15 protein-coding genes are annotated in these 14,406 nt (G+C 60.6%); 10 read left to right on the top strand and 5 right to left on the bottom strand.

All coding sequences use genetic code 11. The annotated features are described in order from the left end of the window. Nucleotides 1-39: 39 nt before the first annotated feature. The 4 genes from prmA to aroQ all read right to left on the bottom strand — a co-directional run bounded on the left by prmA (nucleotide 40) and on the right by aroQ (nucleotide 3,455). Complete coding sequence (gene prmA, locus QQK16_RS01540) at nucleotides 40-924, bottom strand: 50S ribosomal protein L11 methyltransferase (RefSeq protein ID WP_284194663.1); 885 nt, start codon at nucleotides 922-924, stop codon at nucleotides 40-42. Nucleotides 925-1,019: 95 nt separating this feature from the next. Next, entirely contained in the window at nucleotides 1,020-2,369 is a 1,350-nt protein-coding gene (gene accC / locus QQK16_RS01535; protein ID WP_284194662.1) for an acetyl-CoA carboxylase biotin carboxylase subunit, read from the bottom strand. An 88-nt stretch (nucleotides 2,370-2,457) separates the two neighbouring features. Then, complete coding sequence (gene accB, locus QQK16_RS01530; RefSeq protein ID WP_284194661.1) at nucleotides 2,458-2,913, bottom strand: acetyl-CoA carboxylase biotin carboxyl carrier protein; 456 nt, start codon at nucleotides 2,911-2,913, stop codon at nucleotides 2,458-2,460. Nucleotides 2,914-2,966: 53 nt separating this feature from the next. After that, complete coding sequence (gene aroQ / locus QQK16_RS01525) at nucleotides 2,967-3,455, bottom strand: type II 3-dehydroquinate dehydratase (RefSeq protein WP_284195779.1); 489 nt, start codon at nucleotides 3,453-3,455, stop codon at nucleotides 2,967-2,969. A gap of 213 nt (nucleotides 3,456-3,668) precedes the next feature. Here aroQ and queA point away from each other — a divergent pair, with 213 nt between their 5' ends. The 3 genes from queA (at nucleotide 3,669) to tgt (ending at nucleotide 6,726) form a co-directional block, all read left to right on the top strand. Further along, nucleotides 3,669-4,685, top strand: coding sequence for a tRNA preQ1(34) S-adenosylmethionine ribosyltransferase-isomerase QueA (gene queA, locus QQK16_RS01520; protein WP_308446973.1), 1,017 nt, complete (start codon nucleotides 3,669-3,671; stop codon nucleotides 4,683-4,685). A 29-nt stretch (nucleotides 4,686-4,714) separates the two neighbouring features. Next, a complete protein-coding gene (locus QQK16_RS01515; RefSeq protein ID WP_284194659.1) occupies nucleotides 4,715-5,521 on the top strand; it encodes a metallophosphoesterase in 807 nt (268 codons plus the stop codon). A gap of 77 nt (nucleotides 5,522-5,598) precedes the next feature. Further along, on the top strand, nucleotides 5,599-6,726 hold the full coding sequence (tgt, locus tag QQK16_RS01510; protein ID WP_284194658.1) for a tRNA guanosine(34) transglycosylase Tgt: 1,128 nt from the start codon (nucleotides 5,599-5,601) through the stop codon (nucleotides 6,724-6,726). A gap of 53 nt (nucleotides 6,727-6,779) precedes the next feature. Here the strand turns inward: tgt and QQK16_RS01505 are convergent, their stop codons facing one another. After that, nucleotides 6,780-7,364 (bottom strand): glycine zipper 2TM domain-containing protein, encoded by a 585-nt coding sequence (locus QQK16_RS01505; protein WP_284194657.1) that lies wholly within the window; start codon nucleotides 7,362-7,364, stop codon nucleotides 6,780-6,782. A 191-nt stretch (nucleotides 7,365-7,555) separates the two neighbouring features. Between QQK16_RS01505 and yajC the strand changes: the two genes are divergently transcribed. The 7 genes from yajC to coxB all read left to right on the top strand — a co-directional run bounded on the left by yajC (nucleotide 7,556) and on the right by coxB (nucleotide 14,402). Further along, complete coding sequence (gene yajC, locus QQK16_RS01500; RefSeq protein WP_284194656.1) at nucleotides 7,556-7,882, top strand: preprotein translocase subunit YajC; 327 nt, start codon at nucleotides 7,556-7,558, stop codon at nucleotides 7,880-7,882. A 69-nt stretch (nucleotides 7,883-7,951) separates the two neighbouring features. Beyond that, nucleotides 7,952-9,775 carry a protein translocase subunit SecD gene (gene secD / locus QQK16_RS01495; protein ID WP_284194655.1) on the top strand — a complete coding sequence of 608 codons (1,824 nt, stop codon included), beginning with the start codon at nucleotides 7,952-7,954 and terminating at the stop codon, nucleotides 9,773-9,775. A 15-nt stretch (nucleotides 9,776-9,790) separates the two neighbouring features. Continuing rightward, a complete protein-coding gene (gene secF / locus QQK16_RS01490; protein ID WP_284195778.1) occupies nucleotides 9,791-10,738 on the top strand; it encodes a protein translocase subunit SecF in 948 nt (315 codons plus the stop codon). Between the two features lie 125 nt (nucleotides 10,739-10,863). Further along, on the top strand, nucleotides 10,864-11,502 hold the full coding sequence (locus tag QQK16_RS01485; protein ID WP_284194654.1) for a DedA family protein: 639 nt from the start codon (nucleotides 10,864-10,866) through the stop codon (nucleotides 11,500-11,502). Nucleotides 11,503-11,524: 22 nt separating this feature from the next. Next, nucleotides 11,525-12,400, top strand: a complete 876-nt coding sequence (gene bioC, locus QQK16_RS01480; RefSeq protein WP_284194653.1) for a malonyl-ACP O-methyltransferase BioC — start codon at nucleotides 11,525-11,527, stop codon at nucleotides 12,398-12,400. Nucleotides 12,401-12,407: 7 nt separating this feature from the next. Continuing rightward, nucleotides 12,408-13,103 carry a dethiobiotin synthase gene (gene bioD / locus QQK16_RS01475; protein WP_284194652.1) on the top strand — a complete coding sequence of 232 codons (696 nt, stop codon included), beginning with the start codon at nucleotides 12,408-12,410 and terminating at the stop codon, nucleotides 13,101-13,103. Between the two features lie 177 nt (nucleotides 13,104-13,280). Continuing rightward, entirely contained in the window at nucleotides 13,281-14,402 is a 1,122-nt protein-coding gene (coxB, locus tag QQK16_RS01470; protein WP_284194651.1) for a cytochrome c oxidase subunit II, read from the top strand. The last annotated feature ends 4 nt before the right edge of the window (nucleotides 14,403-14,406 follow it).

Here is a 14,406-nt window from a genome sequence, read left to right as displayed (position 1 = left end):
TGAGGCGGGGCCGGGGTGTGCGTAAAGTGTCATGCCGACTTAGCTGCGTGTGCCTGCAATCCGCACCCAGCCCTCGCGCTCGGCGGATACTGCCAGCTCGAATGCGGGGGCGTAAAGGCTAATGATTTCGTCGGCTTGTTCCGCCAGGATGCCGGATAGCACCAGGCGGCCACCACTGCGGCATCGGCTAGCCAGCAGCGGCATCAGCATCTTGAGCGGGTTGGTCAGGATATTGGCGACAACCAGATCGTAAGTACGATCCGGGGCGGCATCAGGCAGGAAGAAGTCGGCGTCGACGTGATTCTGCTCGGCATTCTGACGGCTGGCGGTCATGGCTTGTTCGTCTATGTCCACGCCATGGGTCTCGCCGGCCCCCAGTAGTTTGGCGGCGATGGCCAGGATGCCTGAGCCGCAGCCATAGTCGAGCACGCTCTCGCCCTGGCGCACCTGGTGATCCAGCCACTGCAGGCATAGCCAGGTGGTGGGGTGGCTGCCGGTGCCAAAGGCCAGGCCTGGGTCCAGCGCGATATTGATGGCATTGGGCGTGGCCTCGTGCCAGGTGGGGGTGATCCACAGCCGGTCCGATACCTGTATGGGTTCGAACTGCGACTGGGTCAGCCGCACCCAGTCCTGCTCCTCCACCCGGCTGACGCTATGGCGCGGCAAGGCGATGCCGGCTGTGCCCGCGGCGGCCACCACCATCAAGGCGGCATCGCTGTCCTCTTCCAGCAAGGCCACCACCACGCTTTGTTCCCACAACTGTTCCAGCGGCATGCCGGGTTCGCCGAAAATGGGTTTCTCCTGCTCGGTGCCGGCGGTGGCGTCTTCGATGCTGACACTGAGCGCACCCAGGTCAAACAGGGCGTCAGACAGGGCTTCGGCGTGGGTGGAATCGGCGTGGATACGCAGTTCTTGCCAGGGCATGGCGATACTCCAGGGGCAGCGTGAAATGACAGTGGCCGAGCTTCAAGGCTCGGCCACTGTGGATTTTAACAGCTATTGCGGGCGGTTAGCCGCTCTTAGCCTTTGGCCTCGGCCAGCAGGTGCTCCAAATAATGGATGGATGTGCCGCCCTTGACGAAGCCCTTGTCGGTAAACAGCATCTGGTGCAAGGGGATATTGGTCTTGATGCCCTCCACCGCCATCTCTGACAAGGCGATGCGCATGCGCGCCATGGCCTGCTCGCGGGTATCGCCGGTTGCAATCACCTTGCCCACCATGGAGTCATAGTTGGGGGGGACGGTATAGCCCTGGTAGATGTGTGAATCGACCCGGATGCCAGGGCCGCCTGGCGGATGGTAGGTGGTGATCTTGCCCGGGCTAGGGATGAACTTGAACGGGTCTTCCGCATTGATGCGGCATTCCATGGCGTGACCCTTGAGCACGATATCCTTCTGGTTGAAGCGGAGCTTTTCGCCTGCCGCGATACGTATCTGTTCCTGCACGATATCGATGCCGGTGATCTGCTCGGTCACCGGGTGCTCCACCTGTACCCGGGTGTTCATCTCGATGAAGTAGAACTCGCCGTTCTCGAACAGGAATTCGAAAGTGCCGGCGCCACGGTAGCCGATGCGGCGGCAGGCCTCGGCACAGGCTTCGCCTACCCGCTTGCGTTGCTTGTCAGTAATGCCGGGGGCGGGGGCTTCTTCTATCACCTTCTGGTGGCGCCGCTGCATGGAGCAGTCGCGCTCGCCCAGGAACACGGCATTGCCGTATTCATCGGCCAGTACCTGTATCTCGATATGGCGAGGGTTCTCGAGGAACTTCTCCATATACACCGTCGGGTTGCCAAAGGCGGCACCGGCTTCGGTGCGGGTCATCTCCACCGACCGGATCAGGTCTTCCTCTTGCCGGACCACCCGCATGCCACGACCGCCGCCGCCGCCGGCAGCCTTGATGATGACGGGATAGCCGACGCGGCGGCCTATCTTCAGCATTTCCTCGTTATCGTCCGGCAACGCGCCGTCAGAGCCTGGCACGCAAGGGACGCCTGAGGCCTTCATGGCATCTTTGGCGCTGACCTTGTCGCCCATCAGGCGGATGGATTCAGGGCGCGGTCCGATGAAGACAAAGCCGCTTTGCTCCACCCGCTCGGCAAAATCGGCATTCTCGCTGAGAAAGCCGTAGCCGGGATGGATGGCCTGGGCGTCAGTAACCTCGGCTGCGGCAATGATGGCGGGGATGTTCAGGTAGGACTGTGGCGACGGTGCCGGTCCGATGCAGACCGATTCGTCGGCCAGCTTGACGTACTTGGCCTCGCGGTCGACTTCGGAGTGGACGACCACGGTTTTGATGCCCATCTCGCGGCAGGCGCGCTGGATGCGGAGGGCTATCTCCCCCCGGTTGGCAATCAGGATTTTTTCGAACATGGATTAACTCCGTGAGGGGTGAGGAGCCGGGGATGGGGCGCGGGCGCAGTGGCAGCCTCGGGTCCTATCCCTCCAGCCTCACAGAATTTCAGCCGATGATGAATAGCGGCTCGCCGTATTCAACGGGCGAGCCATTGTCGACCAGGATGGCTTTGACGACACCGGCGGTTTCCGCTTCGATCTCGTTCAGGAGCTTCATGGCTTCGATGATGCAGAGGGTGTCGCCGACATTGACCTGCTGGCCCACTTCGACAAAAGCCTTGGCGCCAGGGCTGGAGGCGCGATAGAAGGTGCCGACCATGGGCGACTTGAGCGGCGTGCCTTCGGGCAGGGCGCTGGCAGCCGGGGCTTCCACAGCAGCGGGTGCAGTGGGGGCGCTGCTGGGCATGCTGTATTGCTGCATGGGGGCTTGTGCGTACATCACCGGGGCGTTTTGCGATACGCGGGTGATGCGGACTTTCTCTTCGCCTTCGGTGACTTCAATCTCGGCAATGCCGGATTCTTCCACGAGGTCGATCAGCTTTTTGAGCTTGCGTAGATCCATGCCCGTTCCCTTTTTTAGGTATTGGTTTGTCTTGTCTGGCCTGAAGGCTTGCGTCAGGTCGACATTTGGCGATTCAGATAGTCAATGGCGTGCTGTAGCGCATAACCGTAGCCGGCTGCGCCCAGCCCGCAGATAACGCCCACCGCGAGGTCGGAAAAATACGAGTGATGCCTGAACGGCTCGCGGGCGTGGACGTTGGAGAGATGGACTTCGATAAATGGCAACTTGACCGCCGCCAGCGCATCGCGCAGGGCGACGCTGGTATGGGTATAGGCGGCCGGGTTGATGATGACGAAGCCGGTGCCGTCGGTGAAGGCGGCGTGGATACGCTCTATCAGCGCAGCTTCGCTATTGCTTTGAAAGGTGGTGCAGGACAAGCCGGCAGCACGCGACTGCTCGATAAGACGAGCGTCTATGCTGGCAAGGGTGTCAGCGCCATAGTATTGTGGTTCGCGGCGGCCGAGCATATTGAGGTTCGGTCCGTGCACTACCAAAATGTCTTTGGGCTGTCCAGCCAAATTGTGCTGTGTCGGCTGAGTCATGGCGGCGAGTTTGCCGCAGATACGCGCACGTTGTCTACAGATCGCCGAAAATTCGGTCAAGCGCCCGCTCGAAAATAGGCCGTACTTGTTGCGGAAATGTGCGCTGCGTAAGGGTTTACGCTGATGTCCTAGCGGCTGGCGCAGGATCGGGGGCGGCGGCAGGTGGGCTGATATAATGGCGTGTTTTCCTGGAATATGCCGAATTTTTTAGCCATGCAGCTCTCCGATTTCGATTATTTCCTGCCCGATCACCTGATTGCCCAGTTTCCCCCTGCAGAGCGTGGCGGTAGCCGCCTGCTTCATCTGCCCATGCAAGGGGGGATGGCGGATAGGCAATTTGCCGATCTGCCCAGCTTGCTCCGCGCCGGCGATCTGCTGGTGCTGAACGATACCCGCGTCATCAAGGCGCGCTTGCTGGGGCAGAAGGACAGTGGCGGCCAGGTTGAGGCCATGGTGGAGAGGGTGCTGAACGAGCACGAGGCGCTGGCCATGGTGCGCGCTAGCAAATCGCCCAAGCCCGGTAGCTGGCTGCACTTTGGCGGCACATGGCGGGCGGAGATGCTGGCGCGGCAAGGGGAGTTCTTTCATCTGCGTTTTGAGCAGCCGGTGTTGACGGTGCTGGACGCTGCCGGCGCCTTGCCCTTGCCGCCCTATATAGAACACACGCCTGACGGCGCCGATGCCGAGCGCTACCAGACCGTATTCGCGCGGGAGCCCGGTGCGGTGGCCGCACCGACGGCCGGCCTGCACTTTACCGATGCCATGCTGGCTGCGCTGGCGGGGCAGGGTGTGGCGCATGCCCGTTTGACCCTGCATGTGGGGGCCGGTACTTTCCAGCCCGTGCGGGTGGAGAATCTGGCCGAACACCGCATGCACCATGAGCGTTACAGCATACCTGCCGAAACACAGGCCGCCATACGCCGTACCCGCGAGCAGGGTGGCCGCATCGTGGCGGTGGGCACCACCAGCTTGCGTGCGCTGGAGGCCTCGTGCCAGCATGGCGATATGGCCGAGCCCGAGGGTGATACCGACATTTTCATCACGCCGGGCTATGAATTCCGGCTGGTGGACGCACTCATCACCAACTTCCACCTGCCCAAATCCACCCTGCTGATGCTGGTGTCGGCCTTTGCCGGCTACGAGCGCATGCGGTTGGCCTATGCTCATGCTGTGCGTGAGGAATACCGTTTCTTCAGTTACGGAGATGCAATGCTGCTGGAGCGGCGGTAAAACCTGCCGTCTGCTGCCATAATCCTGTCATGTCCGATACCGCCCCTGTGACGCCACGCGTCGCCTTCTTGCCGCGCAACGAAAAAGGTCGCGATTTTGTCGTGGGCGATCTGCATGGCTGCCGGCGGGATCTGGAGGTGTTGCTGGTGCTCTCCGGCTTTAATCCGGATAGGGGCGACAGATTGTTCGCCACCGGCGACCTAGTGGATCGGGGGCCGGATGCCATGGGCTGCCTCAAGCTGCTGGCTCAGCCCTGGTTCTATTGCGTGCTGGGTAATCATGAGCAGATGCTGCTCAACGCCCTGACCGGAGACGATGCTGCCATCGCCTTGTCGGTGGCCAATGGTGGCGGCTGGGCCCTGGGTTCCATACTCAAGCGTGACCCGGCCCTGCAGTCGGCCGCACGGGTGGTGGAGCGCCTGCCTCATGTGCTGGTGGTGGGGCCTGGCACCTCCGAGCGATTCAATGTGGTGCATGCCGCCTTGCTGCAATCGCCGGCCGATATGTCGCTGTACCGCGACGCGGACCTGGATGCCAAGCTAGACAGTGCCGATGACAAGGCGGTGGAGCGGTTGATCTGGAGTCGCAATCTGGCGGATGAGGCTGCCGTAGCGGCGCTGGAACACCGTGGCCCCAGTTGGCGGGAGGGGCTGTCGCTGACCTATTGCGGTCATAACCCGGTACCCTACCCGGTCATCCATCAATCGCATTGCCATATAGATACCGGTTCGGGCTATGAGGGCAATGTGGATGTCAATCGGGTCGACAGCGGTGCGCCGATGCGCCTGACCATGGCCGAACACAACGGCGGCAACCCTATCTTCTATACCCGCTGAGCATGGCTCGCGGTTTCCTGTTCTTCTAACCCTGACGCGCGCCGGGCTGTGTATCCGGTGGTGCAAGGAGTCATACCATGCCGGACAACGGCCTGAGCTTTACCCTCAAGACCACCAGCCACGGCGCCCGCCGTGGTAGCGTGGAACTCAATCATGGTGTGGTGGAGACGCCTGTCTTCATGCCCGTGGGTACCTATGGCACGGTCAAGGCCATGGCGCCGAACGAGCTGGACGAAATAGGCGCGCAGATCGTGCTGGGCAATACCTTCCACCTCTGGCTGCGGCCGGGCTTGGATGTAATCGCCAAACACGAGGGCCTGCATCGCTTCATGGGCTGGGACAAGCCCATCCTGACGGACTCCGGTGGTTTCCAGGTGTTCAGCTTGGGCGCCCTGCGCAAGATCAGCGAGGAAGGGGTCAAGTTCCAGTCGCCGGTCAATGGCGACAGGCTGTTCCTGACGCCTGAGGTGTCAATGCAGATACAAGATGTGCTCAACTCCGATATCGTCATGATCTTCGACGAGTGCACGCCTTATCCGGCTGATGAGAAGACGGCAGCCGCCTCCATGCGCATGTCGGCCCGCTGGGCCCGGCGTTCCAAGGAGGAGTTCGAGCGGCTGCAGAACCCCAATGCCTTGTTTGGCATCGTGCAGGGTGGCATGCATGAGCGCTTGCGCGAAGAAAGCCTGGCGGGGCTGGAGGAGATAGGCTTCCACGGCTTTGCCATCGGCGGGCTGAGCGTGGGCGAGCCCAAGGAGGACTTTGCCCGCATCCTGGCGCATACCGCCCCCAGGCTGCCTGCCCACAAGCCCCGTTACCTGATGGGGGTGGGCACGCCGGAGGATCTGGTCTACGGGGTGTCGCAGGGCATAGATATGTTCGACTGCGTCATGCCTACCCGCAATGCCCGTAATGGCTGGCTGTTTACCCGCTGGGGTGATGTCAAGGTCAAGAACGCGCGCTACAAGGACGATGTGCGGCCATTGGACGAAAGCTGTGGCTGCTATGCCTGCCGCAACTTCAGCCGCGCCTACTTGCACCATCTGTTCCGCACGGGCGAGATACTGGGTGCACGGCTCAATACCATCCACAACCTCCACTACTACCAGTGGCTGATGGCGCAAATGCGTGCGGCTATCGAGGCCGGCCAGTTTGCCGAGTTTGTGGCGCAATTCCATGCCGAGCGTGGGCGCGGCGTGGACTGACATGAAGGAGGGGCGCTGAGTTAGCCGCCGCCTCTGGGTCGTGCTTGGCCTGATCAGCGCTTCATCAGCTTGCCGTCCTTGACGGCCACCTTGTCGCCGGGCTGCATGCCTGGGTCTTCGTTGAACTCGGCATGGGCGACCTCGCCGTTGTATAGGCGGAAGCTCACCTGCCAGACCTTGTGGCGGCGGGCTTTCTCCTCGATCTTCTTGCCCAGCAGGGCGCCGCCTACGGCGCCGATGGCGGTGGCAACGTTCTTGGTGGAACTGCTGGCATCGCTGCCGGCGATCTGCCGGCCTATCACGGCACCGGCCACGCCGCCGCCCACTACGCCCACACCCGTGCTGTCACCGTCACGCTCCTGCTGCTTCACTTCGGTGACCAGGCCGCAACTGTTGCGGCATTTGAGGGCGGCATCGCGCTCGCGGCTGGCCATCTTGAGGCTATCCTGCCGCGCGCGGTCCGCCGTCTTTTTGCATTGCTTGTGATGGGCGCCACGTTGTTCCTTGCATTCCGCAATGGCTAGCTTGTAGGTGTCGGCGATGCGGGTTTTTTCGGCGTTATAGGCTTCTGCCACGGCATCGCCTGCCAGTGCAGGGGCGGCCATCAGGCAGGCAAGGAGTAAGGGGAGGGTGCGCATGTCGGAGTCCTTTATGTGGGTGTGCTGGCTTGCGGTGGCCTGCATCTGCAACTTATTTTAGTCGCCAGTCTTGTGAACTGTTGCGCCGACCATCATCTAATACGCTATCGTCATCGGTCGCTGGTGGATTTTGCCCCCGTGGGGGGCTAGAATGCGCGGCTTGATTTTTCAATGCTTACCGGGATTTACCCATGTTCATTTCCCCCGCTTACGCTGCACCAGCCCAGGCTGCTGAGAGCTCGCTGTTGCTGCAACTGGCCCCCATGGCGGTCATCTTCGTGCTGTTCTACTTTATGCTGATTCGTCCGCAGCAAAAGCGCATGAAAGAGCAAAAGGCCATGATAGACGCCATCGGCAAGGGTGATGAGCTGGTCACCAATGGCGGCATCCTGGGTCGTGTGGTCAAGGCTGGCGAACAGCACCTGACCATAGAGATCGCCGATGGCGTGGAAATCGTCATTCAGCGTGGCGCTGTTGCGGCCAAGCTGGAAAAAGGCACGATCAAAGCTCAACGCTAAGTTTCAATCGGGCAGCCCTGTGGGCTGCCCGTTCTTCATTCGGCCATGTGCCGCACGGGTTGCCCCGCCATGAATCGTTATCCTCTCTGGAAAAACCTGATCATCCTATTCGCCCTGGTGGCCGGTTTGATCTATGCCCTTCCCAATCGCTATGGCGAAACCCCTGCTGTACAGGTATCCGGTACGCGCTCCAGCGTGAAGGTCGATACGGCGGTGATGGACAGGGTTGAAAAGTTGTTGCAGGCAGCCAATATCCAGCCCGAGGGTGCCTTCCTCGAGAACAATAGCCTGAAGGTGAAGTTTGCCGGCACTGAGGCGCAGCTGAAGGCCAAGACCGCCATACAAGAGGCGCTAGGTGACAACTATGTGGTGGCCTTAAACTTGCAGCCCAATACCCCTGGCTGGTTGGCCAAGGTGGGTGCCAAGCCCATGGCCCTGGGGTTGGACTTGCGCGGTGGTGTGCATTTCCTGATGCAGGTGGATACGCGTGCTGCAGTGGACAAGGCCTATGAACGGGTGGCAGGCGATGTGCGGCGCGAGCTCAAGGACAAGAAGATACGTGCCGGCAGCATCAAGCGCCTGGTCTCCGGGGTGGAAATACAGCTGCGCGATGAGGCGACCATGGCTGAGAGCCGCAAGGCGATCGAGCGTTCGCTGCCAACCGTGCAGATCGCCCAACAAAGCGCTGAGGGTAACTATCGCTTGATGCTGACTCTGACGGATGAGGAGCAGCGCCGCGTTCAATCCGATGCGGTGAAACAGAACATCGCCACCCTGCATAACCGGGTGAACGAGCTGGGTACCACCGAGCCAGTCATCCAACAGCAGGGTGCTGATCGCATCGTAGTGCAGTTGCCAGGCGTCCAGGACACCGCTCGTGCCAAGGACATCATAGGTCGTACCGCCACGCTGGAAGTACGCATGGTGGAAGAGGATGCCGCCAAGCTGTCGGAAGCCTTGGCTGGTAAGGTTCCGGCGGGTTACGAGTTGCTGGAGGAGCTGGATCCTCGAGGCAACCGCCCCATCCTGCTGAAGACCGATGTAGAGCTGACTGGCGAGAATATCAACGGTGCTCAACCTAGCTTTGACGAGCAGAACCAGCCTTCCGTAGAAATTACTCTGGATTCTGCTGGCGCCAATATCTTCCGCCAGCTGACGGCCGAAAATATCGGCAAGCGCATGGCCATGGTGCTGGTGGAAAAAAACAAGGGACAGGTGGTGACTGCCCCGGTCATACGCGGTGAAATCGGCGGTGGCCGAGTGCAGATCACCGGTTCCATGACCACGGCAGACGCTACTGATACTGCGCTGCTCTTGCGCGCTGGTTCGCTGGCCGCCCCCATGGAAGTGGTGGAAGAGCGCACCATAGGCCCAAGCCTGGGCAAGGAGAATATCGAGAAGGGCTTCAACTCGATGTTCTATGGTTTTGGTGCCGTGGTCCTGTTCATGGTCATTTACTACCGTATGTTCGGCGTGACGGCTTCGCTAGCACTCGGTGCCAACCTGGTGTTCCTGATAGCGCTGTTGTCGGTATGGAGTACCACGCTGACCCTGCCAGGCATCGCCGCCATCGCGTTGACTCTGGGTATGGCGATTGACTCCAACGTGCTGATCAATGAGCGCATACGGGAAGAAGTGCGGGCAGGTGTGCCACCGCAAACGGCCATCAAGGCCGGTTACGAGCATGCCTGGGCCACCATTCTGGATTCCAACATCACCACCTTCATTGCCGGCGTGGCGCTGTTTATCTTTGGTTCGGGCGCGGTGCGTGGCTTTGCTGTGGTGCATTGTCTGGGCATCATCACCTCGATGTTCTCTGCCGTGGTGGTGTCGCGCGCTCTCGTCAACCTGATCTACGGCTACCGCCGCAAGGTCACGTCGCTGGCTGTATAAGGAAGCAAGACCATGTTGGAAATGTTCCACCTTAAAAAAGACATACCGTTCATGAGCTATGGACGGCTGACGACGACCGTCTCGCTCGCCACCTTCCTGCTTGCGGTGTTCTTCCTGTTTTACAAGGGCCTCAATCTCAGTATTGAGTTCACCGGCGGTACGGTGCTGGAGGTGCGTTACAGCCAGCCAGCCGATCCTAATCAGATGCGGCACTCGATCGAGGCGCTCAACCTAAGCGGCAAGCATCAGGAAATCCAAGTGCAGCTGCTGGGCAGCCCGCGTGACGTAATGATACGTCTGCCCAGTGTCAGCAATATGACCAGCGCCAAGCTATCCGAGACGGTGATGGCCGAGTTGCGCAAGACCGATGCCAAGGTCGAGAGCCGCAAGGTGGAGTTCGTTGGCCCCTCGGTGGGTGAGGAGCTGCTGACCCATGGTCTGACGGCATTGGCCTTGGTGTGCGTCGGCATCATCATCTACCTGGGTATCCGATTCGAGTGGCGCTTTGCAGTTTCGGCCATCATCGCCAACCTGCATGACGTGGTGATCATTCTTGGTGTATTTGCCTTCTTCCAGTGGGAGTTCTCGCTCACCGTGCTGGCAGCGGTGCTGGCGGTGCTGGGCTACTCCGTGAACGAATCGGTGGTGGTGTTCGACCGTATCCGTGAGAACTTCCGCAAGGCGGGCATGCGCGGCAAGAGCATCAATGAGGTGATAGACAACGCCATCACCGCCACCATGAGCCGTACCGTGATTACCCACGGCTCGACCGAAGTGATGGTGCTGGCCATGCTGCTGTTTGGTGGCCCGGCGCTGCACGGTTTTGCCATGGCGCTGACCATCGGTATCGTATTCGGTATCTACTCTTCCGTGCTGGTGGCCTCGCCCCTGCTGCTACTGTTTGGCCTGACCCGCGAAAGCATGGTCAAGCCAGTCAGGGTCAAGGAAGAAGCGGTCGTTTGATTCGGGATGCTCGCCGGCAGTACGACCTGGGTTCGGGTTGTGCTGTCGGCGTTGTCCATTTGTAACCGACTGCTTGCTGGTCTTTGCCTAGGGCAAGGCCCTGATTCACCTGCCGGGATGTAGCCTTGGATTTCAACCTGATAGACATCATTCTCCATCTGGACCAATTTCTGGCCATGATGGTGTCGCAGTACGGCCCCTGGATCTACGTCATCCTGTTCCTGGTCATCTTCTGCGAGACCGGGCTGGTCGTCATGCCCTTCCTGCCGGGCGATTCGCTGCTGTTTGTGGCGGGGGCGGTGGCGGCACAGGGCGATATGGATCCCTTCCTGCTGGGTGGGTGCCTGATCGTGGCGGCCATACTGGGTGACAGCGTCAACTATGTGATAGGGCGCAGGGCTGGCGAGCGCCTGTTCAGCAATCCGTCGTCCAAGATATTCCGGCGGGATTACCTGGAGCGCACCAAGGAGTTCTATCAGCGCCATGGCGGCAAGACCGTGGCCATGGCCCGATTCCTACCCATTGTCCGAACCTTTGCGCCCTTCGTGGCGGGTATGGCCCATATGGCCTACGGCAAATTCCTGTTCTTCAGCGTGGTGGGCACCTTGGCCTGGGTGGGTTCGCTGGTGACGTTGGGCTACCAGTTTGGCCACGTGCCTTTCATCAAGAATAATCTGTCGCTGATGGTGGTGGTGGTGGTGGTGCTCTCCCTTTTGCCCATGTTGATCAAGCTGGTGCATAGCCGCATGGCTGCACGGGCCTGATGGATTGAGGGTGGCAGTGCCCATGGAAAGTTTCTATACCGATAAATCGCAGGTACGCCGTGCCTTTGAGCGTTCGGCACGCACCTACGATGGCGCGGCGGTGCTGCAGCGCGAAGTGGCCGATCGTATGTTCGAGCGGCTGGAGCTGGTCAAGCTGGCGCCGGCACAGATGCTTGATGCTGGCTGTGGTACGGGTTATGCCGGCCCCAAGCTGCGTGGCCGCTATCCCGATGCCAGGCTGATCGAGCTGGATCTGGCCATGGCCATGCTCAAGGTGGCGGCAGGCCGGATTGGCTTGCTGGGCAAGGTATTCGGCAAGCGTCATTGGCAGGTCTGCGCCGATCTGGAGTCCCTGCCGCTGGCCAATGATTCGGTAGACCTGGTGTGGAGCAGTCTGGCCATGCAATGGCTGAACGAGCCCGATGCGGCATTCCGTGAGTGCCATCGTGTGCTGCGGCCGGAGGGCCTGCTGATGTTCAGTACATTCGGGCCGGATACCCTGCTGGAACTGAAACAGTCTTTTGGTCAGGTGGATGACAAGCCCCACGTTAACCGCTTTATCGATATGCACGATCTGGGCGATGCCCTGAGTCATGCAGGTTTTTCTGCGCCCGTCATGGATATGGAAAAGATCGTGCTGACCTATGCCGACGTCCGCAGCGTGATGCGAGATCTGAAAGCCATCGGTGCCCATAATGTGGCCATGGGGCGTAGCCGCGGCCTGATGGGCAAGCAGGCCTTTGCCCGTGCCGAGGCCGCCTATGAGCAGATGCGCCGTGATGGCAAGCTGCCGGCCACCTATGAGGTGGTCTATGGTCACGCCTGGAAGCCGCAAGCCAAGCCGCAACTGGCTGATGGCCGTCAGGTCATCGAGTTCCGTCCCCGCCCCAAGACCTGAGGTCGATATGGCCCATGGCTATTTCATTACCGGCACCGACACCGAGGTAGGCAAGACGGTTGCCACTTGCCACCTGCTGCGCGCGGCTGTGGCGGGCGGCGTGCAGGCGGTTGGCATGAAGCCGGTTGCCTCAGGCTGCGTGCCGGGGCCGCATGGCGGGTTGGATAATGAAGATGTGCTGGCCCATGAGGCCGCCGGCAATGTGGTGGCGCCCCGTGCGCTGACCAATCCCTATGCCTTTGTGCCGCCTGTTTCGCCGCATCTGGCGGCACGCGGCGCGGGTGTGGCGATCGATATCGGCCTGATACAGGCACGCTACCAGCAACTGCAAGGGCAGGCAGAACTGGTGCTGGTGGAGGGGGCAGGGGGCTGGCTGGCGCCGCTGGACGACAGCCATACCATGGCGGACCTGGCCGTCAGGCTGGGGCTGCCTGTGATCCTGGTGGTGGGCCTGCGACTGGGTTGCCTGAACCACGCCATGCTGACGGTGGCAGCCATTGCGGCACGGGGCTTGCCGTTGGCAGGCTGGGTGGCAAACTGCGTGGATCCGGCCATGCGGGCGCGCGAGGACAATCTTGCCTATTTAACGCAACACATTGCGGCCCCTTGCCTTGGGGTGATCCCTAATTTCTCTGCCGGGCAAAAAGCCGAGTCGAATCAAGAGCAAATGCTCGGATTCGAGCTCAAAATGCTTATCAAATAAGGACTTCGGCCCTGAACTGCCGTTGAGCCGCCCCGACAGCTCTGCTAGCATACGTGCGACTTTTTGCCACATGCCTTGATCGTCATCAAGACATGCCGCGAAACAGACACGACGCCGGAACACCGGCGCAGAGGGAAAAGACGCCTGCATCCGTGGGCGTTCCGTCATGGGGACAACATGAAAAAACGCGCATCCTGGTCGTTTGCAGCGCTGGCGCTCGGCACCAGCCTATCTGCCTTGGCAGACTACAAGCTCAATCTGCAGACACCTGTTACCAAACTCGGTGAAGAGGTATATGACCTCCATACCTTCCTGTTGGTGATCTGCTCGGTCATCTTCGTGGTGGTATTTGGAGCGATGTTTTACTCCATCTTCAAGCACCGCAAGGCAGCGGGCCACAAGGCCGCCAATTTCCACGAAAGCACCACAGTGGAAATCGTCTGGACCATTATCCCGGCGCTGATCCTGGTGGCCATGGCCTGGCCTGCCACCAAGGTCATCATTGCCCAGAAGGACACCCGTGGTGCCGACATGACCATCAAGGTCACCGGCTACCAGTGGAAGTGGGGCTATGACTACCTCGACGAGGGCATCAGCTTCCACAGCCGCCTGGCTACCCCGCAAGAACAGTACGAGAACTACGAAGGCCAGAAGCCGGTACGCAATGCCGACTACATGCTGGAAGTGGATAACCCCGTTGTGGTGCCGGTGGGCAAGCGCGTACGTCTGCTGCTGACTGCCAATGATGTGATCCACTCCTGGTGGGTGCCGGCCTTCGCGGTTAAGCAGGATGCCATCCCCGGCTATATACGTGACACCTGGTTCAAGGCCGAGAAGGAAGGCGTGTACCGTGGTCAGTGTGTAGAGCTGTGCGGCAAGGACCATGGCTTCATGCCCATCGTGGTGAATGTGGTTTCGCAAGAGAAGTACGATGCCTGGGTGGGCGAGCAGAAGAAGCTGATGGCAGCCAACCAGGACGACCCGAACAAGGTCTGGACGCTGCCCGAGATGGTGGCGCGTGGCCAGAAGGTCTACGACAGCAACTGTGCCATCTGCCACCAGGCTAACGGCAAGGGCCAGGGCGCCTTCCCGGCGCTGGATGGCTCCAAGATGGTGGTGGGCCCCAAGGCTGATCAGGTGCATCTGCTGCTGAAGGGCAAGGGCGCCATGCCGGCATGGGAAAAGACCCTGTCCGATACCGAAATCGCTGCGGCGATTACCTTTACCCGCAATAGCTGGGGCAACAAGACCGGCGAGCTGATCCAGCCTGCCGAGATCAAAGCCGCCCGTAGCATGTGACGGC

It is taken from the genome of Chitinimonas prasina (assembly GCF_030160395.1).
GTDB lineage: Bacteria > Pseudomonadota > Gammaproteobacteria > Burkholderiales > Chitinimonadaceae > Chitinimonas > Chitinimonas prasina.
This window is presented reverse-complemented; position numbering and strand designations above follow the sequence as displayed.

Excerpts from the sequence above, each read along its gene's own strand:
- prmA (WP_284194663.1), bottom strand. The coding sequence starts at position 924 with ATGCCCTGGCAAGAACTGCGTATCCACGCCGATTCCACCCACGCCGAA.
- accC (WP_284194662.1), bottom strand. The coding sequence starts at position 2,369 with ATGTTCGAAAAAATCCTGATTGCCAACCGGGGGGAGATAGCCCTCCGC.
- accB (WP_284194661.1), bottom strand. The coding sequence starts at position 2,913 with ATGGATCTACGCAAGCTCAAAAAGCTGATCGACCTCGTGGAAGAATCC.
- aroQ (WP_284195779.1), bottom strand. The coding sequence starts at position 3,455 with ATGACTCAGCCGACACAGCACAATTTGGCTGGACAGCCCAAAGACATT.
- queA (WP_308446973.1), top strand. The coding sequence starts at position 3,669 with ATGCAGCTCTCCGATTTCGATTATTTCCTGCCCGATCACCTGATTGCC.
- QQK16_RS01515 (WP_284194659.1), top strand. The coding sequence starts at position 4,715 with ATGTCCGATACCGCCCCTGTGACGCCACGCGTCGCCTTCTTGCCGCGC.
- tgt (WP_284194658.1), top strand. The coding sequence starts at position 5,599 with ATGCCGGACAACGGCCTGAGCTTTACCCTCAAGACCACCAGCCACGGC.
- QQK16_RS01505 (WP_284194657.1), bottom strand. The coding sequence starts at position 7,364 with ATGCGCACCCTCCCCTTACTCCTTGCCTGCCTGATGGCCGCCCCTGCA.
- yajC (WP_284194656.1), top strand. The coding sequence starts at position 7,556 with ATGTTCATTTCCCCCGCTTACGCTGCACCAGCCCAGGCTGCTGAGAGC.
- secD (WP_284194655.1), top strand. The coding sequence starts at position 7,952 with ATGAATCGTTATCCTCTCTGGAAAAACCTGATCATCCTATTCGCCCTG.
- bioC (WP_284194653.1), top strand. The coding sequence starts at position 11,525 with ATGGAAAGTTTCTATACCGATAAATCGCAGGTACGCCGTGCCTTTGAG.
- bioD (WP_284194652.1), top strand. The coding sequence starts at position 12,408 with ATGGCCCATGGCTATTTCATTACCGGCACCGACACCGAGGTAGGCAAG.
- coxB (WP_284194651.1), top strand. The coding sequence starts at position 13,281 with ATGAAAAAACGCGCATCCTGGTCGTTTGCAGCGCTGGCGCTCGGCACC.